Below are 19,990 nucleotides of genomic sequence, written 5' to 3'. Positions count from 1 at the left end.
TTCACCCCCGGGTTTCGTCCCGATCATGAGAACATCGCTGATGTGACGACGATGTCGGCCGGCAGTCAGGATGTGCGCGATCTCGTGCTGCTGCGGCGAGTGCGGGATCGGATCGACCGGGAGTACGCTTCGCCGTTGGACGTCGAGGCGCTCGCTCGCGGAGTGCACATGTCGGCCGGGCACCTCAGCCGGCAATTTCGGTTGGCCTATGGCGAACCGCCCTACAGTTACCTCATGACCCGCCGCATCGAGCGGGCGATGACGCTGCTGCGCCGTGGTGACCTCAGTGTCACCGACGTCTGCTTCGCCGTCGGCTTCTCGTCCCTGGGCACCTTCAGCACCCGCTTCACCGAGCTCGTCGGCATGCCGCCGAGCACCTATAAGCGTGACGCGGCAGGGGCGATGGACGGGGCCCCTCCGTGTCGCACGCGGCTGGCGACCAAGCCGGCGCGCAGGAGGCCAAGCACCGGGTCTAGCTAGACGGTATGTAGTGCTCGTTTCGCGCGCTCGATTCTGTAGCGCCTCCCAGTCCGCGTGGTACTGCTCTTGTTGCCCTGCCTCGCGGTTAGCCTCGCTTACCCACTATTCACGCGCCGTGGTTTGATTCTGCGTCCATGTCGCGGTGGTCATATCGTTCAAGGTGTTCTCCCACGCCCCCCCGCACTCCCTCTAGCTCCGCATCGAGCAACATCAGCGTCCACTTGTACTCAGGGAGCCGGCTACCGTACTCCTCTATTGCTCGCCGTGCAGTCGAAGCGCCTCGGGGACCTCCGGAACTTCGTCTCCCATCCTGAGTGCGGTTTCGAGAGGCTCGAAACTTCTCACAGTCTCGATTAGAGCGTTACGCACGATGGTCTCGATGGTTCCGAGTGCGTTCTAGGAGCGGTGCGCGTTTTGCTTCAACCAGCGCCCAGATGGAGATACCGGCGGAGGCCATAGCACAAGGAAGGAGGCGAAAGGATCTATCTGCAGGTCCATGCGTGAATCGTACTTATGGGGTATCTAAGCCTCGATCCACCGACCCGGTTCGGTCTCGATGACTGATTCTGGATTGGCGGGATTTCTGGGTCGTGGGCGCGGCTGATCTCCGGACCTCGCTGTCCGGGGTGTTCCACTAGGGTTCCTCGTTTCGAGCCGGTGCCGGCGTCGGCGGTCAGATCGTCGCGGTGGCGGGCGGCCCGTGGGCGTGGTTGAACAGCGTGGTCCACTGGACCTGCCAGGGCCAGCCCTGCGGTAGGTGCAGGGTGATCCGGCGGGTGGAGGAAGCGATCCGAGCCGGGATCGAGATGATCTTGCGGCGGATGGTTCCTGTGGTGGCCTTGGCCAGTCCGGGGCCGGTGATGGTCGCGGCGGTTCGGGTGAGGTTGAACGCGATCACCGCGAGCACCAGCCAGGCGGCGTTGGCGGTGAAGACCCCGGAGGGCAGGTGGGCCAGGGCGCAGTTCTTCAGATCCGCGTTGACCTGCTCGATGACCGCGTGTGCGCGGTGGGTCTTGTCCGCGGTGACGGTGTCCAGGGTGCTGGTGGTGAAGAACGCGTGGAACCGGTGCAGATCGAACAATCCGGGCTGGCCCACGTTCTTCTTGTCCTGGTTCAGCTCCGGGATCCGGCGCACCACCAGCCGACCGGGAACCTGTTCGCTCTTCTTCCTGGAGGTGAACGCGGTGAAGTCGACCTCAGCGACCTGCGCTTTGGAGACCCATGTTCCGGTGTCCTCGTCGTAGATCGCCTGGGGATACTCGATGCCCGTCCACGCGTCCTCGCCGATGTCGGCGATGGCTTTCTTCACCGCCGGGTCCATCCGGGCGGTGACCGACACATCAGCTCCGGCGGTAATGGCTGTGCTGATGGTGGCGTGGCCGTAGAAGGCGGCGTCCGCGCGCACCAGCACCGGCGCCTGATCCATCCCGCGCAGTCGTCTCAGGGTGGCCAACGCATCCCGGACCAGCCGTTTGGCCCCGTGTGGGGACCCGGCAGCTCCGCGGCGCAGCCGCTGGGACAGGATCACCGGAGCTGAAGTCTTCGTGCTGGCGGTGGCCAGGATCGCGTTCAGGCCCCGGGCTCCGGAATACCCGTACCCGGAGCCCTGCTTGGCGTGGCCGTGGACCTCGATGATCTGTCATCGACATCCAGGAACGTGTACCGGTCCTTCTCGTACACCAGCAGCGGAGCCTGCCCTGTCAGGCCTTGCAGCAGTCGGGAGGCGATCGCGTCCAGCTGGCGGACGTGGCCGAAGGTGAACGCGCGCAGGAACGAGCCCAGCGTGGACGGGGCGTAGATCCGGTGGCACAGCTTGGCCATCGCCCCGTGGCGCAGCACCGCCATGTCGTCGATCGAATCCGCTCCGGCGACCATGCCGGCCACCAAGGAGGAGACCTTGGCCCCGGCGTTCGCGCCCTTGTCCGTCGGCACGCTCAGCCACTGCTGCGCCAACTGGCCCAGACCGGCATCCTGGGCAAGTCGCATGACCGGGACGAGCCCGGCAGCCGACACGAGATTCGGGTCATCGAACGAGGCAGACACCGCAGCCGGGGTATGGGAAACTTGCATCTACGGGATGCCCTCTCATCATGGTGGAACAGAACCCTCGACAAGTCCTATTCTCTCTGATCAGACGGGCATTCCGCCCTTAAAACGCTGAGCGGCTCTTACCCCACATCGGTGGATTCAGGCTTATCCGTCCCCTGTTCCCTCGACACTTCACCGGGCACGGCCGGCAACACCGCAGCGCCCTGGGCCCATGACCAGGGCCCCGGCAGTCTGTGCGACCGACTCCGGAAGAAGACCACACCGTTGGGTTAGACGCCCTTTCGAATTCAGTGATCGTGTCAGGAGATGACGAGTATGAAAGCCATCGTGATCGGGGCCGGTATCGCCGGCCTCGTCGTTGCCCGCCAACTGGGCCTGGCCGGCTGGGAGGTTGAACTTCTGGAGAAATCACCCGGACCGCGTCGGGACGGGTACATGATGGACTTCTTTGGCCCCGGCGTGGAGGCCTCCGAGCGAATCGGCCTGTACGCGCGTTTGGCCGCCGCCGCCTACCGAGTCCAGGCCGTCGAATACGTCGACCCCGCGGGCCGGAAGACCGCACGGCTTGACTACCGTAAGTTCTCCCGCCTTGCCGGCGGGAAAGTCCTGAGCCTGCTGCGGCCCGACATCGAACGTGCCGCCCTGGACGCCCTGGACGACGTCCCCGCCGGACGCGTGCGGATCCACTACCGGGCCCAGGCCACGCGGATGCGGGTCGAGAACCACGGCGTGAGCGTAACCGTCAACGGCTCGCCGGATGCCCAGGTGGACGCCGACGTTTTGATCGGCGCCGATGGCATCCACTCCGGAGTCCGGGCCGACCTCTTTGGCCTAGAACGCCAGTACCTGCGTCCCCTGGGCATGCGGGCCGCGGCATTCATCGCCCCCGATGCCGAGCTCCACGCCCGCTTCGAGAACCGGTTCGTGCTCACCGACAGCATCGGGCGCACGGCCGGGTTCTATGGTGTGGGCACCAACGAGGTAGCAGCCTTCCTGGTGTACCGGGATTCCCCCGAGCACCTCGACGGGCCCGGTTCCGACTCGCCTCGGGAGCGGCTCCGCCGCGAGTTCACCGGGCTGGGCGCCTCGGTCGATCGGCTGCTGGACCTGTGCCCGGAGCACCCCTACGACGACATCGTCGCTCAGATCCTCATGCCAACCTGGACAAGGAGGCGCGTTGTCCTCGTCGGGGACGCCAGTGGCGCGGTGTCCCTGCTCGCCGGTCAGGGCGGTTCCCTGGCGATTGCTGGCGCGGCCCTCCTGGGTGAGATTCTCGGTCCGGTGGACACACCGGGAGACATCACACCAGCCCTCGTCGCCTTCGAGCAGCGGTGGCGGCCGGTCGTGGAAGCGGCTCAGGCCTCCGGCCGGCGTGCGGCCTCAACGTTCCTGCCCGCCAACAGGGCCCAGCGCTTCCTGCGCCGATGGGTCATCCGCGGCACAGCCGTCCCGGGCATCGACCGTTTAGTAGCCCGTCAGATCCTGCGATCGATCGCCACATGACACTACTCGGCGCTCGTCATGCACCACCCAGAATCAAGACAGCGCCACCGCGGAACCACAGGACGAACACCAGCGCGTGCAGCGGATCTCACCAAACGAACCCACTGCTCCCCGGGACGGGAGTCAAGACCACCAAACCACCGTCGCATATAACGTTCCGTTGATGCGATGCCCGAGGCATCACCGGGACACTGTGAACGGGTACCTATAGATCCGCGCGTTTGCGGGGGTTTGCCAATGCAGCCGAGGCGCCGTTTTGTCTCAATCGCCTGTCTCATTCGCCAGTGTCGCAACTACCGGTGTCGGTTTCAGAAGTCGACGGCACTGATGTCAGAAGTGCTTTTCACTAATCGGCCAGGGGACGTCGACACTGCGCCGTAAGAGGATGGGTCATTGACGCACGCGGTGTCGCGGAGCGGGGACCACCCTGGATGGCCAGACAAGGCTGGCGCGGTCCGCGGAGTGGCAGGTGGGCTTGCCAAAGACCCGCTTACCCTGCCGGCGGGCTCGTCTTCACTTGACCGGGCCATCCTGAGACGGCGGTCGGCTTGACTGGGGGTCGGCTGTGGTATCGGAGGGCCCGACCGCGATGCGCCGGAGTTCTTCCATGTGAGCGTCGAAGGCTTGCCTGCCGGTCCGTGTCTGTCTGATCCAGGTGAGTCGGCGTGCATCGGGGCGGGTCGCTGACGGGCTCTTGGTCATCGCTATATACCCGGCCTCGAGGAGCACTTTCAGGTGCTTGGACAACGTGGCGTCGGTGGTACCGAGGGTGTCGCGCAGTACCGCGAAGTCGATCTCGTCGAGGTGGCGAAGCACCCCGCAGATGCGTAGCCGGAGGGGGGCGTGGATGGTCTGGTCGAAGGCGGCCTCAGCGACCACGACCTAGGTCCTCTCGGTACAGGCGGTCGAACCGTCGACCGCCGATCAGTACCACCACGAAACACACTGCCGCTGGCGCCAGCACCCACCACGCGCTTAGGGACGCCACCAGGCCGTAGGACGTGCTCAGCAACACCAGGGTCACCACGAGCAGGCCTCCGAGGAGCGCACCGCCCCGGACACCTATGCGTCCAATGCGCACGCCGGACAACCGCTGGTAGGCGAACAGCAGAACGATGGTGCCGACGATGAGGATTCCTACGACCGCGTTGCGTGGCTCGCTTGACCGCAGGGCTGGTGTGGCCACGTAGCCGGCGACGATCAGTGCGAAGAGCGGGTAGAGCCACCCGGGAGCTGCGAGCCGCCCGGCCAGGGCCGCCCGGTCGAACTCCAGCTCACGGAGGAGCTGTTGCGCCTGCGTATTGGAGGGTCGAACAGTCGGTCCGGTGGTGGGTCTATTTTCCATAGTGGCAAGTGAATCAGTTTCCGTACCGGCAAGTCAATCACGGCGCGCAGCCTCGTCACGGCTCATAGGCTCGCGCCGGGACCGGCAGGCCTAAGCCTCGATCCACCGAGGTGAGTGGCTCTGGGGGCCTGTTCTGGGATCGGCTAGACGGTATGTAGTGACCCCTTTGATGGGGTTGCGGGCCGGGGCCTCACTCACAGATTCTCGTGGGTTACCGGGACAAGAAGCCCCTTGCCCGGCCTTGCCGACAGCTGTGGGAGGCTCCGGTGTTTACCGAGCGTGCAATCGTAGGACTCGATGTGCACGCACGATCTGTCGTTGCGGCAGCGATCGATGGTGTCACGGGTGAGCTGTTCCAAACGCGAGTGACCCCGTCTTTCGAACACATACGTTCTTGGCTGCTCGATCTTCCAGGACCGCTTGCGGTGGCGTACGAGGCCGGGCCGACCGGATTCGGGCTCTACCGGTTCCTGACCGCTGCCGGTGTCCGCTGCGAAGTGGTTGCCCCGTCGAAGCTGCAGCGCCCGGCTGGTGATCGGGTCAAGACCGATGCCAAGGACGCAGTGCATCTGGCCCGGTTGCTGCGGCTGGACGAGTACACGCCGGTGGCGGTGCCGTCGGTTGGTCAGGAGACTGCCCGTGATCTGGTGCGGGCCCGGGAGGACTGCCGCGGGGATCTGATGCGGGCCCGGCACAGGGTCTCGAAGCTGCTGCTGCGGCAGGGGATCGTCTACACCGGCGGGAAGACGTGGACGATTGCCCATCACGCGTGGTTGGCCCGGCAGAGATTCAGCTCGCCTGCGTTGCAGTTGGCCTACGACTCCGCTTACGAGACGGTGCTGTTCGCCGAGACCCGACGTGATCGCCTCGATGAGTCGATCGCAGGGATGGCGGCAGATTCCGAGTTCACCGACGTGGTCCGGCGGTTGGGCTGCTTGCGCGGTGTCAACACCCTGACCGGGTTCGGCCTGGCCGTCGAGATCGGCGACTGGCACCGGCTCACCGGGGCGACGATCGGTGCGTTCGTCACTCGTCGCTCGGCTCGGGGCGCCCGCTCGGCTCGAGGTGCTCGCTCGGCTCGAGGTGCTCGCTCGGCTCGAGGTGCCCGCCAGCCGATGGCGCCTGCACCACTCGCTGCCGCCGTCCGCCGTGCTTCGCAACCGATTACAGTTCACCGGGTCCGTCGCGCCGTGCCGCGGATTGCAGCTCAGCGTCGCCGCCTCGCAACCCGCCTCGCCGCCCGCTTCGCTCCACCGCCGTTTGTGAGCCGCGAGCGATACGCGCGGATCGTCGCAATCTGGTCCCAGACGGTGACGAACCAGATTGCGGCGACCAGTACCCATTCGAGCGCTCCTCCCGCTCCTCCCGGCCCGCTTGCCGCAGCAAGGTCAGGATGGATCACCTGCTGGGTGAGGACAGCCACGGTGAGGAGCACCGCGGCCAGCACATCGACGACGACGCTGGTCACCACCAAGGACCGCGTCAGCCTGCCGACGATGAGCTTCCACACCTCGACTGCGATCAGCACGGCGATCAGCGCCCAGAATCCCAGGATCCATCCCGGCCACAGGTCGGGGTTGACGAAGGTGCTGCCGTCGTTGAGGTGTCCGACGTAGAACAGCGTCGTCGGCAGCAGCGGCACCGAGGCGAAGAGGACGAGGAACACGATTGACAGCACGGATTCGCTGCGCACCGACGCTCCCGGTGAGACGCTCTCATCCAGCTGATCAACGCTCCAGGCGCGGGTCCGACTGCCGGGGAAGCGGGCGAGGTGCTCCTGCGGAACAATCCTCTCCACAGCGGCCAGGAGGATGGTGATGGAGGCGAACCAGCTCAGCAGCGCGACGACGGTGTTGCCGATGCTCGCTCCGAGCAAGTCGCCGATCGCCACCACCGGCGCAGTGAGCGAGTACACGAGGGCGTTGATCGCGAAGGCGATGACGCCGACGATCGGCAGGAACCATTGCAGCAGCCGGACGTAGACCGGGTACAGATTCGGGCCGATCAGGTGCTGCGGGTGGTCGGCGTAGCGGCGCGCCAGCGCCGCCGGGTCGCCGAGCTCCTCGAGTGTCTGGCGCTCGACCGATCGGATCACTTCAGGATCGGCGCGGTGCTGGTCGTTGAGACGGCCCTCGACCATGTCCGAGATGATGGCCGAGATCTCCTCGGCGATCTCGTTGCGGCTGGGTTCGGGAAGATGCTGGACGACGGCGTCCACATACTTGTCGGTGAGAGCGCTCATGATCCCGTTTCCTTCCAGAGAGCGGAGAGACTTGAGGTGAGTGACAGCCACTCGGTGCGCAGCGCCTCGGCAACGGTGGCACCGCTGTCGGTGAGCGAGTAGTACTTGCGCGGCCGGGGGTCTTCCGTGACCCATTCGGACTCGAGCAGACCCTGCTTCTCCAGCCGGCGCAGCAGCGGATACAGCGTGTTGGCTTCCGTCTGCAGACCCGCCTCGGCAAGGGAGTTCAGCAGCGAGTAGCCGTACTGGGGACTGCGACAGGCCGCGAGGCTCGCCAGCACGACAGTGCCTCGCCGCAACTCCTGCAGATGAGTCGCAAGGGCAGCTTCATGGTCCTCACTCATAAGCGACACGATACTGTGTAACACACACTATTTCAAGAGGTCCAATATTTCGTCTGCCGAGGCCGGAGCGTGGGAGGTTTCCTCAGACGGAAGGGCCCGCCCAGCGGGTTCTTCCGACCTGGGGCGTCAGTTCGACCCATCTGACCAGGGCGGGTGTCATACTGAGGAACCAGGGCGGGCCAGGTCAATGGCGACGGCGAGGGCGGTTGGAGGCGAACATGGCCCAGGCGGATCTGGTGCTCGAAGGCGGCGGGGCGAAGCTGCCTGCACTGATCGGGGCACTGAGCGCCCTGACCGCAGAACCCCACGGTTACACCTTCCAGCGCATCGCCGGTGCCTCCGCGGGCGCCATCGTCGGTGCATTGGCGGCGGCGGGCACCTCGACGGAGGAGCTCAAGACGATCATGCTCACCAAGGACTTCCGCGACTTCGAGGATCTCGGTCCGGTGTTCCGTCTCGCCCCGTGGCTCGGAAAGGCCGTGGGCCTGCTGTTCCACCAGGGCATGTACCGCGGACGGGAGCTGCACCGTTTCCTGACCGAGCTGCTCGCCGCCCGAGGTGTGCACACCTGGGCCGATCTCCGACAGGACGATCCAGGCAGCTGCCTGCCCCTGGAGCGGAGGTACAAGCTCGTCGTCATCGTCTCCGACGTGTCGCGCGGCAGGATGCTGCGCCTGCCCTGGGACTACGAGCCGCTGCTGGGAGTCGACCCTGATGCGCAGCCGGTCGCCGATGCGGTGTGCGCCTCGGCTGCGATTCCTTTCTTCTTCCGACCCGTGCAGCTGCCGGCGGATCCGAAGGTGGTCGGCCGACGGTCGGTGCTGTGCGTGGACGGCGGCATCCTGTCGAGCTTCCCGGTCTCGATCTTCGACCGGACCGATTTGCGGCCGGCTCGGTGGCCGACGTTCGGGGTCAAGCTCTCCGGCCGGGCGACGGCGAAGACCGCGTGGCGCCCGAACCGCACAACAGTGGAGTTCGCGGTGTCGCTGCTGTCGACAATGATCAATGCCCACGATCAGATCCACATCGACGACCCGAAGGTTGCGGCGCGCACCATCTTCGTCGACACGAGTGGCCACAGCGCCACCGACTTCAACCTCTCGCGAGCAGACAAACTCCGCCTGTTCGACGCCGGTGAGCGGGCCGGACAGCGCTTCCTGGAGTCCTGGGACTGGGAGGAATGGAAGGAGCGGCACGGGTCCTGAGGGTCTAGGATACCCAATCTCGCGGGGGGTGCCCCATCTCGCGCTCAGTAGGGTGTGGGCCATGGAAGCCTTCACCATCACCTCGGATCAGCTGCTGCAGACGCTGGGCATCGAGCTGTGGCGGGTTCCGATCGTCGTGTTCTCTTCCGTCGTCATCTACTTGGTGTTTCTGCTGCTCGTGCGGATTTTCGGCGCACGAGTGCTGTCGGGACTGACCGGATTCGACATGGTGGTCGGCGTCATGCTGGGCGCTGTCGCCGGCAGAGTGGTCCTCGGACACCCGCCCACGCTGACGGCCGGCATCATCGGACTGGTCACCCTGCTGTGCTGCGAGGCGCTCTTCGGCATCGTGCGCAAGCACGTGGGCGTGCGGCGGGCGGTGAACGCCCAGCCCACAGTCGTCCTCGCTCACGGGCGACCGCAGGCGGACCTCATGCGCAAGACCCACGTGTCCCACGAAGACATCGTGAGCTGTCTGCGCCGCGCCGGCATCGGCGATCCTGCCCAGGTGCTGTGCATCGTGCTGGAACCGAGTGGTGCGATGAGCGTGCTTCGCACGAGCACGCCGTTCGACCCAGTGGTGCTCAGAGGAGTGCTGGGGGCCGAACGGGTAGTCGCCTCGTAGTCGGCTCGTGGTCGGCTCGTGGTCGGCTCGCGGGCCCGGTGAGCGGCCGGAAGAGACTCGTCAGCGGCCTGCAGATCTTTATCCGTGGTCGGCAGCGACTCGTCGAAGCTGCCGTCGTGCCGTGCTCCTGATCTTGGCAGACCTTGCATGCCACGCACCCGCGCCGGTGCTGCCCCAAGTTCCATTCACCCGCGCCGATCCCGACCCGTGTCCTATGGTCGTGGCATGCCCTCTGCTCGGTCTGCTCACCGCACGTTCACTCCCGCACTGCTGGGTCTTATGTGGACGGCAGCCTTCGGCTTCTCGGGCTTCTTCCTCACCTACTCGACGATGGTCACCGTCAGCCAGCTGCGAGGACTGTCATCGGTGGCCGGAGGGGCGATCCTCACCACCATGATGGTCGCCGTGATCGCCGCCCAGCCGGCTGCCCCCGCCCTGCACAGGCGATGGGGGCTGCGGGCGGCGACGATCACCGCCATCGCGCTGCAGGTGGCCGGCCAGATGCTGAGCCTGCTGATCCCGCACGCGCTCACCGCGCTGGTCGTCGGCGGTCTGTCCGGAGGCGTGGGATTCGGGCTGCTGGTGGTGCTCGCGACCGCCGCGGTCCCCTCGACGACCGACCCCGCCCGAGTCGGTCGCGCGCTCGGCGCCTTCGGAGCGGTCACCTCGGGCGCCGCCGCGATCGGGGCACCGACGGGACTGTGGCTCGTGGGCGTGATCCCGCTGTGGAGCTTCCGCCTGGTGGCCTGCGCGCTGCTGCTGCTCGCCGTCCCGACGGTGTTCGCGATTCCCGTCCGCCGACGACGCACCGCGCTCCGCGCTGAACCGGATCACCCCGCCGAGGCGCCTGCCGAGTCTGCAGGGCACGCCGCCGAGGCGTCCCCCGGGTCGGCAGGGTACCCCGCCGAGGCACCTGCTGAGTTGGCAGGGCAACCGGCGGAGGCCTCCGCCGAGTCCGCAGGCAACTCCGCAGGGGCGTCCGGTGGCGCAGGGCGCGCGCCTGCCGCTGCCGAAGGTGGCGCCGCGACACCCGGCGGGACCGACATCGTCGCGCTGCTCACGGTGCTGCTGCCGTTCCTGATCTCGATGACCGCCTACGGGATGATCGTCGCCTTCGGACCGGGCGCCGAGACCATCAACCCTGCGCTCTACATCGCCGCCATGCAGGGCACCTCGGTGATCAGCAGGCTCGCATCCGGTGCCATCAGCGACAGCATTCGCCCGACCCTCGTGTATCACGTGGGGATCGCGATCCTCATCGTCGGCATCCTGGTCGCGATGACCGCATCTCCCGGATGGGGTCTCGTCGCGGGCATGGTCGTGCTGGGCCTCGGGGTGGGGACCGTCCAGTCGGCCAGCCTCATCATGGCCTTCCAGCACGCAGGCAGCGCGGGCCGCGGCAGCGTGGCGTGGAACATGAGCTTCGACACGGGGCTGGCACTGGCCGGTCTGTTCGGCGGCTTCGGGTTCACCTACCTGGGTCCCGCAGGGACGTACCTGCTGAGCGCTGTCCTGCTCGCGGTGGCAGGGGTGCTGTTCTTCGGCCGGCACCGGCTGGGGCGCGCGGTGGCCGGATAGCCTCCGATTCCGGCCCTTCACGACGCTCAGTTGGCTTCCCGACGCCCAGTAGGCTTTCTGGAGCCAATGCAGGCCATTTCGCTTCGAACCGCGGCCGCGCACCAAGCTGACAGCGATCAGTACGGCTGCCGTCGAAGGTCAGGCGGGCGGGCTGGTTGGCCGGCGCGGAGAGCACCAGTTCGTTCAGCTGTCGAACAGGACTTTGATGTCCGCCGCGGAGATGGTGTCGCTGAACGCGGTGTCGTCGTCCATCAGGCTGGTGAACATCTCCCGCTTCCTCTGCTGGAGGTCCAGCACCTTCTCCTCGATCGTCCCTGCGGCGACCATCCGGTACACCATGACGTTCCTCGTCTGCCCGATTCGATGGGTGCGGTCGACTGCCTGAGCCTCAGCAGCCGGGTTCCACCACGGATCGAGCAGGAACACATAATCCGCCTCGGTCAGGGTCAGACCGAAACCCCCGGCCTTGAGGCTGATGAGGAAGATCGGGGCGGTGCCCGTCTTGAAGCTCTCGACCACCTTCGCCCGGCTGCGGGTGGCGCCGTCGAGGTAGTCGTACGCGACGCCTCGGGCGGTCAGGTGTTCGCCGATCCGCCCGAGGAACGACGTGAACTGACTGAACACCACCACCCGGTGACCCTCCGCCACGATCGAATCCAGGTCCGCGAACAGGGCTTCGAGCTTGCTCGATGGAATCCCCCGGTACTTCTCGTCCACGATCACTGGGTCGAGCGCCATCATGCGCAGCAGCGTCAGCGATCGGAACACGATGAAGCGGTTGCGGTCGAGGTCCTTGACCAGTCCCAGCACCTTCTTCCGCTCTCGCTGCAGCACCTGCTCGTAGAGCTTGCGATGTCTGGGCAGCAGCTCGACTCGGGTCACCTGCTCCTGCTTGGTGGGAAGGTCCGCTGCGACCAGGTTCTTGCTGCGTCGCAGCATGAACGGCTTCACGCGCCGCCGCAGGCGCTGCATGCGCTCGGGCGCACGGCCGGAGGCGATCGGCTGGATGTACTCGCTGCGGAACTTCGAGGCCGAGGCGAACAGCCCGGGCGCGGTGATGGACAGCAGCGACCACAGGTCCTCGAGGGAGTTCTCCATCGGAGTGCCGGTGATCGCGAGTCGGAACGGCGCCGGAATCGACTTGGCCGCCAGGTGGACCCGCGACTGCCGATTCTTCACGAACTGCGCCTCATCGAGGACCAGCCCGTCCCACTCCAGGGCGGCGAACTCCGCCTGATCGAGGCGCAGCAGGGCGTAGGACGTGACGACGATGTCCATGTTCGCGACCTCGTCCACGATCGTGGTGCCGCGCTTCTTCGAGGTCGTGTCGAGCACCTTCACCCGCAGGTCGGGCACGAAGCGCGCGGCCTCCGACCGCCACACCGAGACCACCGAGGCCGGCGCCACGACGAGGAACGGTGGCCGGATCAGCCGGCCGTCCTCGTCGATGACAATGGGCGACGCCTCGATGCCGGCGAATGCGTTGGCGCGACGTTCGGCCGTGAAGGGATCCTTCCCCGCAGGTTCCTTCTCAGCGGGGCCATGCCCATAGTGGTCGTTCCCGGAGCGGTCCTTCCCAGAAGGGTCCGTCCCAAAGTGGGCAGTCCCGGCTGCGCCGTAGTGAGGGCCGCCCTGCTGCCGTGCGTGTGCGATGAGGGCCAGCGTCTGCAGGGTCTTGCCCAGTCCCATGTCGTCGGCCAGGATCCCACCGAGGCTGTGATCGTAGAGGAACGCCAGCCAGCGGAAGCCGTCGACCTGATAGTGGCGCAGCTGCGCGCGAACGGAATCGGGGACCGGCACCTCGGGAACGGTGGTGAGATCCCGCAGGCCGTCGGCGAGCCGACGCCAGCTCAAGGCCTGCTCGGTCTCGTCGGCGAGCTCTTCGAGCTCGTCCCAGAAGCTGATCTGGTACCGGCTGATCTTCGGCGCCTCGGGCTCCCATTCGCCCAGCGCCTCGGCCTCGGCGATGAGCTTCCGGAGCGGTTCGAACGCCGGGTGATCAAGGGAGAAGTAGGTCTTGTCCGGCAGCAGGAGCTTGTCCTGACCATTGGCCAGCGCCTTGAATACCGACACGAACGGAATGACCCGCCCGTCGATGCTGATCTCGATGCCGAGGTCGAACCAATCCGTCTGGCTCGTCTCACCGGTGCTCACGCTCACTCGCGGCGCCGAACGGGCCTCCCGGTAGTCGGGGCGCTCGCCGAAGATCTCGACCTCCACCGTCTCCTGGGATTCCAGTTCGGGCAGGATGTGCTCGGTGAACTCCGCGGTGTCGATGCCCGTGAGATCCTCGCGCTCGCGCTCGCCGAGGGAGGGCCAGAACTGCTTGAGCTCGTCGAGCACCGTCCTTTCGACCTCGGTGTCGCGCCGTTCGTCGCCGGAGTCGTCGATCGGCACTTCCCGATCCGGATCGTGATACTCCCAGGACCAGCGCAGGGTGAGCGCATCGCCCTTTCCGAACTCCGCGCGCAGGCGCAGATTGGGCGGCGCGAATTCGGGGAGGTCAACGGATTCGTCGCTGACGACGGGGATGGCCGTGCGCAGCTGCGGGTAGACCTCGTGGAGGAACTCCTCGGATTCGGCGCGGGGGATGCGCAGCGGCGGCTGCCCGAGGAGGTGGCCGACCGCCTGGGGAACGGGTGCCGCCAGGGGTGCGATCAGCAGGTCGACTGCCGCCTTCCGGGTGCCCAGGACCGACGCCTGCACCTCCGCAAAGCCGGTGGTGCCGATGGGGCGCGGGAACGCGAGCACGGTGTCGTCGATCTCGACGAACGGGCGCACCGACAGGTCACCCTCGTCGAATTCGGGGGGCAGGCCCGTGCTGTCATCGCGGGCAGCGCGGACGTCGAGCCGCACCTGCGCCGAGGCGCCGAGGGCCACCGTGCCCACGTTGCCCTGCCCGACGAACTCGATGCCGCTCTGGCGGATCTGGGCCAGCAGGGACCAGACGAGCGACGTGCTGAACTGGGACAGCGTCAGCGCCTTGCCGTCCCCGGCCGGGTAGCCCTGCCGCTCGGAGAGGTTGAGCCGGTAGAGCTGCCCGAGCAGCGCCACCTGTTCGGGGTCGAAGTTGTAGGTTGCGCCCGAATGCAGGAAGTTGCGCCAGTCCAGTCCGCCGCGGATCCAGCGGTTCCTGTGTCCCTGTTTGAGCGGTCGGATCTCGATGAGCGCCTCCGCTCCGCCGAGGATCTGCTCGACGGCCAGCGGACCGGTGGACTTCGGGTCGTACCAGGCGCGCGACGGCGGCGCCTTGAGCTCGAAGCCGATCGCCAGGGGAGTCGGAGGGATCACCGGGGCGGCGGGCGCGGTCACCTGGCTCAGGACGGAGCGCCAGTGGGGAGCGGTCGGTGGGCTCACGGTGCCGGTGCTGCCGCTACTCGGGTCGCTCGCATTCGGGCCGCCCCAGATTTCAGACGGGTCGGTGCCTGGGCTGGCAGTGGTGCCAGGGCGTTCAACCGCGCTGCCGCCGCTGTTGATGGTGGTGGTCCAATCCGCGAGGAAGGCGCCGACCCCGGTCGGGGATTCGCCGCCGTCGGGCCAGGAATCACCGTCGTCGGCCCGCGAATGGCCAGTATGGCCCTCGGAATCGTTGCCATTGGTCCAGGAATCACCAGCGGGGGACCGGGATTCACCGTCGTCGGCCCGGGAGTCATCGGCGTCGAGGCGCGAGTCATCGGCGTCGAGGCGGGCCAGGTGCGGCTGGAGCGCCTGCAGGTTGGCCGAGTAGAGGACGGCGGCGGCGTGCTTGCATTCCAGGCCGACGAAGCAGCTGCAGTGCGAGGCGATGGGCCGACACCGCAGCAGGCGATCGGGCTTGCGCTGCCGTCGTTGCGGCCGGCCCCAGCCCTGGTTGCTCCCGGTATGACCATCCGCATTCTCGGGGAAGTCTGCCGCGTCTGCTTCAGCTGAACGACGCGTGATTTCGGTTCCGATCGCGTCCCTGCCGTCTCCCGCTCTGTCTTCCTCCGCTCCGTCGTCTTCTCCCGTTCTGTCGTCTACCCTCGTTCCCTCGGCGTTGATCTCCGAGAGCAGGATGCGCGTCGAGTACGGTTCCGGGTCCGTGCCCTGCACCCGGGCCAGCAGCTCGGAGTGCTCCGCGTCCCAGTGGATCTCCCGGACGGCGGATCGGACCGAATAGACCCGGGCGCGGTCCGCGGCAGCTCTGCCCACGAAGCGCACGATCGCGTCGTGATCCACATACGGCAGCGGGGTTTCGGAGCTCATGAGGACATGGTTTCACGAGGTTCAGACGTGATGGTCGCCCTTCCACAGCCGTCATCCTCGGGTCACCGGTGAGATGGCGGTGCTCATCGGTGGGGCTCCACAGGGGGGCGGACTGCCAGGCACGAACCTTTGGATTGGATCACCTTCCGGGACGCGGGTATGGACTCGGCCTTCAGGCACGAGGCATTTGCTCGGACGTTCAGACACGAGGGTATTGACACGAGCATTCGACGGGCGCACACTTGTTATCAACCAAATCGTTGATAAACGATTTGGTTGCTGAGAGGATCGGGTCGCGGCGATCAGGACTTCACTGTGCGAACCGCGCGAGAGGACAGTTCAACGCCTCACCCGACCTCTCGATCGAGCACTGCCACCGCACCTGTCGCCCCTGGAGCGACCGGAGGAATCAAGGAGGATCCCATGAGCAGCGCACTGCAGGTCACCGTTCCCGACGGCGTCCCGTTCATCGACTTCACCCGCGAGTTCGACTACCCGGTCGCGGATGTCTACCGAGCCCACGCCTCGGCCGAACTGATGAGCCAATGGCTGGGTCCGCGCGACCTGGAGATGGAAGTCGGGCGCTTCGACTTCCGCCCCGGCGGAGGCTACGAATACACGCACGTCGCCCCGACGGGGGACAGGTACGAGTTCCGCGGCACGTTCCACACCGTGCGAGAGAACGACAAGGTCATTCAGACCTTCGAGTTCCTCGGCTTCCCGGACGTCGTCTCGATCGAGACTCTGACCTTCGAGGACCTCGGCGACGGCAGAACCCGCCTGTCCGGGCACGCCGTCTACCCGACAGTGGAGGCTCGGGACGGCATGGCTTCCTCGGGCATGGAGGAGGGAATGAAGCAGGGCTACGAGCAGCTCGACGAGCTCCTTGCGAAGTCGGCGGCGTGACCCTGATTGAGGGTCTGCGCCTCAGTGGCAGGAGGGATGGTGCTGTCTCCTGCCCATTGGACCTGTTGCAGGATCGGGCGACCAGCAGGGAGAGTGCACGTGGGCGATGACGCGGAGAGCTGCACGCCTGATGATGCGGAGAACCGCCTCGACCGGGGTTTCATGGCGCTTGCGGACCCGATTCGGCGGTCGATCGTTGCGCGACTGAGCCGCGGTCCGGCGACGGTCAACGAGCTCGCCGAGCCCTTCGTGATCTCCAAGCAGGCGGTGTCGAAGCACATCAGCGTGCTCGAGTCGGCGGGCCTGGTCACCCGCACTCGCGACGCTCAGCGGCGACCGGTCCACCTCAACCCGGAGATGCTGGAAGCCCTCACCTCCTGGATCGACCAATACCGCCTGGTCAAGGAGGGCCAATATCGCAGGCTCGACGAAGTGCTGAAGAGGGAGGCACTGAAGCCGGAAGCGCTGAAGACTACCGGGCGGAGGAGGCTCGATCCGAAGTAGCACCGTCGCCGCGGCCCTCGGCGCGGCCGCCCTCGGCTAGCGCGTCGAGTTCTGCCAGCGCCTCCTCGGCTCGCGACCGCCGATCCTGTTCGGGCGCGTCCCACCAATACGGCCCGCGCTCGCCGAGCCCGTGGTTCGCCAAGTTCACGATTCTGCGTGCCCGGCGGACCGCCTCGGCGTCGTCGGCACCTTTCGCCGCGCGCACCCCGGAGCGGCCGCGCCCGAGGTGTGACTTCAGCCGATCCACGACGCCGGCGGGCAGCGCCGGATCGGTCCGCCGCCAACGCCTGCCGTTGATCACCAGCCAGCGGTCATCCTCGTGCGCGGGACCAGTCGCGTCACGTCCTGCCGCGCCGCTCATGACGATGCACGCGCGTTGCTCAGCGCCATACCCGGAACACCTGTCCGGTCTCCACTCCGTGGACCGAGCGGACGAAGGCCTGGGCCGCCTGGGCTGCGGGCACGGGATGGAAGCCGGGGAAGGCGGATCCGTAACTGGGCAGCGCCTCCTCGATGACGTTGGGGCTGACCACGTTGATGCGAATGCCGCGGGGCAGATCGGTGGCGGCGCTGACGGCGAACGCCTCGATCCCGCCGTTGACGGTTCCGGCGATGACGCTGTTCTTCACGGGATGCTGGGCGAGGATCCCGGTGATGAGCGTGATGGATCCGCCGTCGCGCAGGTGCGGCAGTCCCAGCAGCGTCAGGTTGATCTGCCCGCCCAGCTTGTCGGCGAACCCGGCGGCGAACTGTTCGGGAGTGGCCTCGGATGTCGCGACGAAGGGAGCAGCGCCGGTGGTGGAGACGATGGCATCGACGGTGCCGACTGCCTCGTACATCGCCGAGATCGACGTGGTGTCGGTGATGTCGACCGCAGGCTCGGAGGAGCGGGAGACGGAGATGACTTCGGTGTCGGAGCCGGTCAGCGCCTGCACCACCGCCGCGCCGATGGTCCCGGTGCCGCCGACGACCAGAATCCGCATTGCCCCTCCACGGTGTGCATGACAATCTCACGTGCTGCCGGCCACGCTAGCACCGGCTGGGCATTCGGGGCACTGGGTCGCCTCGCGCCGGCTGGGCATTCGGGGTGCCGGGTCGCCTCGCACCGGCTGGGCATTCGGGGTGCCGGGTCCAGGTCTGTTGCATGATCCGGATTGTCGGCACACTGGAACAGCCGGGATTCGGCGCCGCGGACGGTGCGCGACCGGTGATGCCGGATGACCGGCCCGCGCGCCCGGCTCGTGGCTCGACTGCAGAGGGAGATGTGCACCATGCCAATGTTCGTCACCATCGGATACGGAGATCAGGACGGATACGACCGAACCGCCCCCGAGGTGCGCGACCGGGCCCATGCCCACGACGACAGCCTGCGCGCCGCGGGAGTTCGCATGGGCATCGCCGGGCATCCCGTCCAGGTCCGGAACCACGATGACTCCGGGGCCGAGCGCACGGCCGGTCCGTTCATGCAGTCCTCGCTTCCGGTCGCCGGGTTCGCGCTGATCGAGGCGGCGAGCCTCGAGGATGCGATTGCGATGGTGTCAGCCACACCGTGCGCGGTCGCTCAGGGCGTTGTCGAGGTCTGGCCGCTGCAGGAGGCTTCTGCCGGCGGCTGATCGCGGCTGCGCCGAACGGTGATCGCGCCCGCTCCCGGAAGGGCCGTGAGCGATCCCGGAGGGGCCGTGAGCGCAGGGGAAGCTCCCGCCGATATGATTGGTGCACAAACTATTTGCGTGCAGACCAGCTGAATTCTGCAGATCAACTGAATGGAGACCTCGGTGGACAAGCCGCGTGGTCAGGACAGCTTCGGGTGGGCCTACAAGGTGGGCTTCTGGTTCCAGTACATCATCGTGCACATCGTGGGCCCCGCCACGACCAACGACAACCGGGACCCCCGCGTCCAGCTCAAGCGCGAGTACGAACGACGTCGCCAGCTGCACGAGAATTGGCTGGAGAGCCAGTCGGGCAATGCGTGATCGGAGCCAGTCGGTGAACGACCCGATCCTCGACCATCCGGCCCTCGACGAGCCGGCCCTCGACGAGCCGACCCTCGCCGATCCGCTGGCGCTGGAGAGCCAGGTCTGCTTCGCCCTCTCGCTGGCCTCGCGCAGCGTCGTCGCGGCGTACCGGCCGGTGCTCGAGCCGCTCAAGCTCACGCATCCGCAGTACCTCGTCATGCTCGCGCTGTGGCAGCACGCCCCGCTGTCGATCAAGCAGCTCAGCGCACGGCTGCACCTCGATCCGGGCACGCTCTCCCCGCTGACCAAGCGGCTGGCGGCGCTCGGCTACATCGAACGGCGGCGGGACGAAGCCGACGAGCGATCGCTGGCGCTCGTCCTCACCGACGCCGGTCGGCAGCTGCGCACAGCCGCCGAGGCGATCCCGGGTCAGATGATCGCGCGCCTCGGGATGAGCGAGAGTGAACTCGTCGTCGTCCACTCGACGATGATGAAGCTCATCGCCGCGGCGGACGCTGCGAATTCGGCGGACGCCGCGAATGCCGCGGGTGGGGCAGATGCTGTGAGTGCCGTGGACGCTGCGAGTGGGGCGGACGTGGCGGACGATGCGGGGCCCGGCTGAGATGCGGGAGCCGGCTGAGATTCGGGGGCCTACTGAGATGCGACGCCGGTCACGGGCTCTGGTTAGAATCGCCTCATGAGCCAGGAGACGACCGCGATTGCGACTGTGCAGATCGACAACGAGTTCACTCGGGTGACGGAGTGGCGTTTCCCGCCGGGAACGCAGACGGGTATGCACACCCATGAACTCGAATACGTCGTCGTCCCGACATCGTTCGGGACGCTGCGGATCCAGACGCCGGACGGCGAGTATGACAACGACCTGGTGCCCGGCGCCTCGTACTCGCGTCCCGTCGGCAGCACCCACAACGTCCGCAACCTGTCCGGCAGCGAGTGCGCGTTCGTCGAGGTGGAGTTCAAGCGCCGCGGCTGACTGCGCGCCGTCACCATCCCGGGGCAGGGCAGTCGT

At 66.9% G+C, this 19,990-nt stretch carries 18 protein-coding genes and 2 pseudogenes; 12 read left to right on the top strand and 8 right to left on the bottom strand.

Annotated elements, in window-relative coordinates:
* The first annotated feature begins 51 nt into the window (after positions 1-51).
* Positions 52-480, top strand: coding sequence for a helix-turn-helix transcriptional regulator (locus tag LXN01_RS06535; protein WP_236863855.1), 429 nt, complete (start codon positions 52-54; stop codon positions 478-480).
* A 673-nt stretch (positions 481-1,153) separates the two neighbouring features.
* Here the strand turns inward: LXN01_RS06535 and LXN01_RS06530 are convergent.
* A pseudogene (locus LXN01_RS06530) lies at positions 1,154-2,550 on the bottom strand (IS1380 family transposase).
* A 294-nt stretch (positions 2,551-2,844) separates the two neighbouring features.
* On the opposite strand from LXN01_RS06530, the gene LXN01_RS06525 reads away from it, so the two are divergent.
* Complete coding sequence (locus LXN01_RS06525) at positions 2,845-4,032, top strand: FAD-dependent monooxygenase (protein ID WP_236863804.1); 1,188 nt, start codon at positions 2,845-2,847, stop codon at positions 4,030-4,032.
* A gap of 513 nt (positions 4,033-4,545) precedes the next feature.
* On the opposite strand, the gene LXN01_RS06520 is transcribed toward LXN01_RS06525, so the two are convergent.
* Together LXN01_RS06520 and LXN01_RS06515 are read right to left on the bottom strand one after the other, a co-directional pair.
* Positions 4,546-4,911: a transcriptional regulator gene (locus tag LXN01_RS06520; protein ID WP_236863803.1), complete on the bottom strand. Its 366-nt coding sequence runs from the start codon at positions 4,909-4,911 to the stop codon at positions 4,546-4,548.
* The gene (locus tag LXN01_RS06515) at positions 4,901-5,377 is read right to left on the bottom strand and encodes a hypothetical protein (RefSeq protein WP_236863802.1); all 477 of its coding nucleotides are present in this window, start codon (positions 5,375-5,377) and stop codon (positions 4,901-4,903) included. The genes LXN01_RS06520 and LXN01_RS06515 overlap by 11 nt, the downstream gene beginning before the upstream one ends.
* A 206-nt stretch (positions 5,378-5,583) precedes the next feature.
* Between LXN01_RS06515 and LXN01_RS06510 the strand changes: the two are divergent.
* Positions 5,584-6,033 (top strand): annotated as a pseudogene (locus LXN01_RS06510) (IS110 family transposase); the annotation flags it as partial.
* Between the two features lie 551 nt (positions 6,034-6,584).
* Here the strand turns inward: LXN01_RS06510 and LXN01_RS06505 are convergent.
* Positions 6,585-7,619, bottom strand: a complete 1,035-nt coding sequence (locus tag LXN01_RS06505) for a hypothetical protein (protein WP_236863857.1) — start codon at positions 7,617-7,619, stop codon at positions 6,585-6,587.
* The gene (locus tag LXN01_RS06500) at positions 7,616-7,963 is read right to left on the bottom strand and encodes a PadR family transcriptional regulator (RefSeq protein WP_236863801.1); all 348 of its coding nucleotides are present in this window, start codon (positions 7,961-7,963) and stop codon (positions 7,616-7,618) included. The genes LXN01_RS06505 and LXN01_RS06500 overlap by 4 nt, the downstream gene beginning before the upstream one ends.
* A gap of 218 nt (positions 7,964-8,181) precedes the next feature.
* Here LXN01_RS06500 and LXN01_RS06495 point away from each other — a divergent pair, with 218 nt between their 5' ends.
* From LXN01_RS06495 to LXN01_RS06485, 3 genes are all read left to right on the top strand, one after another.
* The gene (locus tag LXN01_RS06495) at positions 8,182-9,168 is read left to right on the top strand and encodes a patatin-like phospholipase family protein (protein WP_236863800.1); all 987 of its coding nucleotides are present in this window, start codon (positions 8,182-8,184) and stop codon (positions 9,166-9,168) included.
* Between the two features lie 61 nt (positions 9,169-9,229).
* Complete coding sequence (locus tag LXN01_RS06490) at positions 9,230-9,793, top strand: DUF421 domain-containing protein (protein ID WP_236863799.1); 564 nt, start codon at positions 9,230-9,232, stop codon at positions 9,791-9,793.
* A 225-nt stretch (positions 9,794-10,018) separates the two neighbouring features.
* A complete protein-coding gene (locus LXN01_RS06485) occupies positions 10,019-11,371 on the top strand; it encodes an MFS transporter (protein WP_236863798.1) in 1,353 nt (450 codons plus the stop codon).
* Positions 11,372-11,554: 183 nt separating this feature from the next.
* Here the strand turns inward: LXN01_RS06485 and LXN01_RS06480 are convergent, their stop codons facing one another.
* Positions 11,555-15,595, bottom strand: coding sequence for a DEAD/DEAH box helicase (locus LXN01_RS06480; protein ID WP_236863797.1), 4,041 nt, complete (start codon positions 15,593-15,595; stop codon positions 11,555-11,557).
* Between the two features lie 423 nt (positions 15,596-16,018).
* Between LXN01_RS06480 and LXN01_RS06475 the strand changes: the two genes are divergently transcribed.
* Both LXN01_RS06475 and LXN01_RS06470 read left to right on the top strand, forming a co-directional pair.
* The gene (locus tag LXN01_RS06475) at positions 16,019-16,501 is read left to right on the top strand and encodes an SRPBCC family protein (protein ID WP_236863796.1); all 483 of its coding nucleotides are present in this window, start codon (positions 16,019-16,021) and stop codon (positions 16,499-16,501) included.
* 162 nt (positions 16,502-16,663) lie between these two features.
* A complete protein-coding gene (locus LXN01_RS06470; RefSeq protein ID WP_236863854.1) occupies positions 16,664-17,005 on the top strand; it encodes an ArsR/SmtB family transcription factor in 342 nt (113 codons plus the stop codon).
* On the opposite strand, the gene LXN01_RS06465 is transcribed toward LXN01_RS06470, so the two are convergent.
* On the bottom strand, positions 16,974-17,366 hold the full coding sequence (locus LXN01_RS06465; protein WP_236863795.1) for a biopolymer transporter Tol: 393 nt from the start codon (positions 17,364-17,366) through the stop codon (positions 16,974-16,976). The two genes, LXN01_RS06470 and LXN01_RS06465, sit on opposite strands and share 32 nt — an antisense overlap.
* A gap of 19 nt (positions 17,367-17,385) precedes the next feature.
* The gene (locus tag LXN01_RS06460; RefSeq protein ID WP_236863794.1) at positions 17,386-17,988 is read right to left on the bottom strand and encodes a short chain dehydrogenase; all 603 of its coding nucleotides are present in this window, start codon (positions 17,986-17,988) and stop codon (positions 17,386-17,388) included.
* Between the two features lie 288 nt (positions 17,989-18,276).
* Between LXN01_RS06460 and LXN01_RS06455 the strand changes: the two genes are divergently transcribed.
* From LXN01_RS06455 to LXN01_RS06440, 4 genes are all read left to right on the top strand, one after another.
* On the top strand, positions 18,277-18,618 hold the full coding sequence (locus LXN01_RS06455) for a YciI family protein (protein WP_236863793.1): 342 nt from the start codon (positions 18,277-18,279) through the stop codon (positions 18,616-18,618).
* Between the two features lie 162 nt (positions 18,619-18,780).
* Positions 18,781-18,978, top strand: a complete 198-nt coding sequence (locus tag LXN01_RS06450) for a hypothetical protein (protein ID WP_236863792.1) — start codon at positions 18,781-18,783, stop codon at positions 18,976-18,978.
* Entirely contained in the window at positions 18,971-19,582 is a 612-nt protein-coding gene (locus LXN01_RS06445) for a MarR family winged helix-turn-helix transcriptional regulator (RefSeq protein ID WP_336885237.1), read from the top strand. The genes LXN01_RS06450 and LXN01_RS06445 overlap by 8 nt, the downstream gene beginning before the upstream one ends.
* A gap of 75 nt (positions 19,583-19,657) precedes the next feature.
* Complete coding sequence (locus tag LXN01_RS06440) at positions 19,658-19,954, top strand: cupin domain-containing protein (protein WP_236863791.1); 297 nt, start codon at positions 19,658-19,660, stop codon at positions 19,952-19,954.
* Positions 19,955-19,990: the final 36 nt, after the last annotated feature.

Source organism: Brevibacterium daeguense (genome assembly GCF_021729135.1).
Lineage (GTDB): Bacteria > Actinomycetota > Actinomycetes > Actinomycetales > Brevibacteriaceae > Brevibacterium > Brevibacterium daeguense.
This window is presented reverse-complemented; position numbering and strand designations above follow the sequence as displayed.

Bases quoted from the DNA above. Each gene is read 5' to 3' on its own strand.
- LXN01_RS06535 (WP_236863855.1), top strand. From the start codon at position 52: ATGTCGGCCGGCAGTCAGGATGTGCGCGATCTCGTGCTGCTGCGGCGA.
- LXN01_RS06525 (WP_236863804.1), top strand. From the start codon at position 2,845: ATGAAAGCCATCGTGATCGGGGCCGGTATCGCCGGCCTCGTCGTTGCC.
- LXN01_RS06515 (WP_236863802.1), bottom strand. From the start codon at position 5,377: ATGGAAAATAGACCCACCACCGGACCGACTGTTCGACCCTCCAATACG.
- LXN01_RS06505 (WP_236863857.1), bottom strand. From the start codon at position 7,619: ATGAGCGCTCTCACCGACAAGTATGTGGACGCCGTCGTCCAGCATCTT.
- LXN01_RS06500 (WP_236863801.1), bottom strand. From the start codon at position 7,963: ATGAGTGAGGACCATGAAGCTGCCCTTGCGACTCATCTGCAGGAGTTG.
- LXN01_RS06495 (WP_236863800.1), top strand. From the start codon at position 8,182: ATGGCCCAGGCGGATCTGGTGCTCGAAGGCGGCGGGGCGAAGCTGCCT.
- LXN01_RS06490 (WP_236863799.1), top strand. From the start codon at position 9,230: ATGGAAGCCTTCACCATCACCTCGGATCAGCTGCTGCAGACGCTGGGC.
- LXN01_RS06485 (WP_236863798.1), top strand. From the start codon at position 10,019: ATGCCCTCTGCTCGGTCTGCTCACCGCACGTTCACTCCCGCACTGCTG.
- LXN01_RS06480 (WP_236863797.1), bottom strand. From the start codon at position 15,595: ATGAGCTCCGAAACCCCGCTGCCGTATGTGGATCACGACGCGATCGTG.
- LXN01_RS06475 (WP_236863796.1), top strand. From the start codon at position 16,019: ATGAGCAGCGCACTGCAGGTCACCGTTCCCGACGGCGTCCCGTTCATC.
- LXN01_RS06470 (WP_236863854.1), top strand. From the start codon at position 16,664: ATGGCGCTTGCGGACCCGATTCGGCGGTCGATCGTTGCGCGACTGAGC.
- LXN01_RS06465 (WP_236863795.1), bottom strand. From the start codon at position 17,366: ATGAGCGGCGCGGCAGGACGTGACGCGACTGGTCCCGCGCACGAGGAT.
- LXN01_RS06460 (WP_236863794.1), bottom strand. From the start codon at position 17,988: ATGCGGATTCTGGTCGTCGGCGGCACCGGGACCATCGGCGCGGCGGTG.
- LXN01_RS06455 (WP_236863793.1), top strand. From the start codon at position 18,277: ATGCCAATGTTCGTCACCATCGGATACGGAGATCAGGACGGATACGAC.
- LXN01_RS06445 (WP_336885237.1), top strand. From the start codon at position 18,971: ATGCGTGATCGGAGCCAGTCGGTGAACGACCCGATCCTCGACCATCCG.
- LXN01_RS06440 (WP_236863791.1), top strand. From the start codon at position 19,658: ATGAGCCAGGAGACGACCGCGATTGCGACTGTGCAGATCGACAACGAG.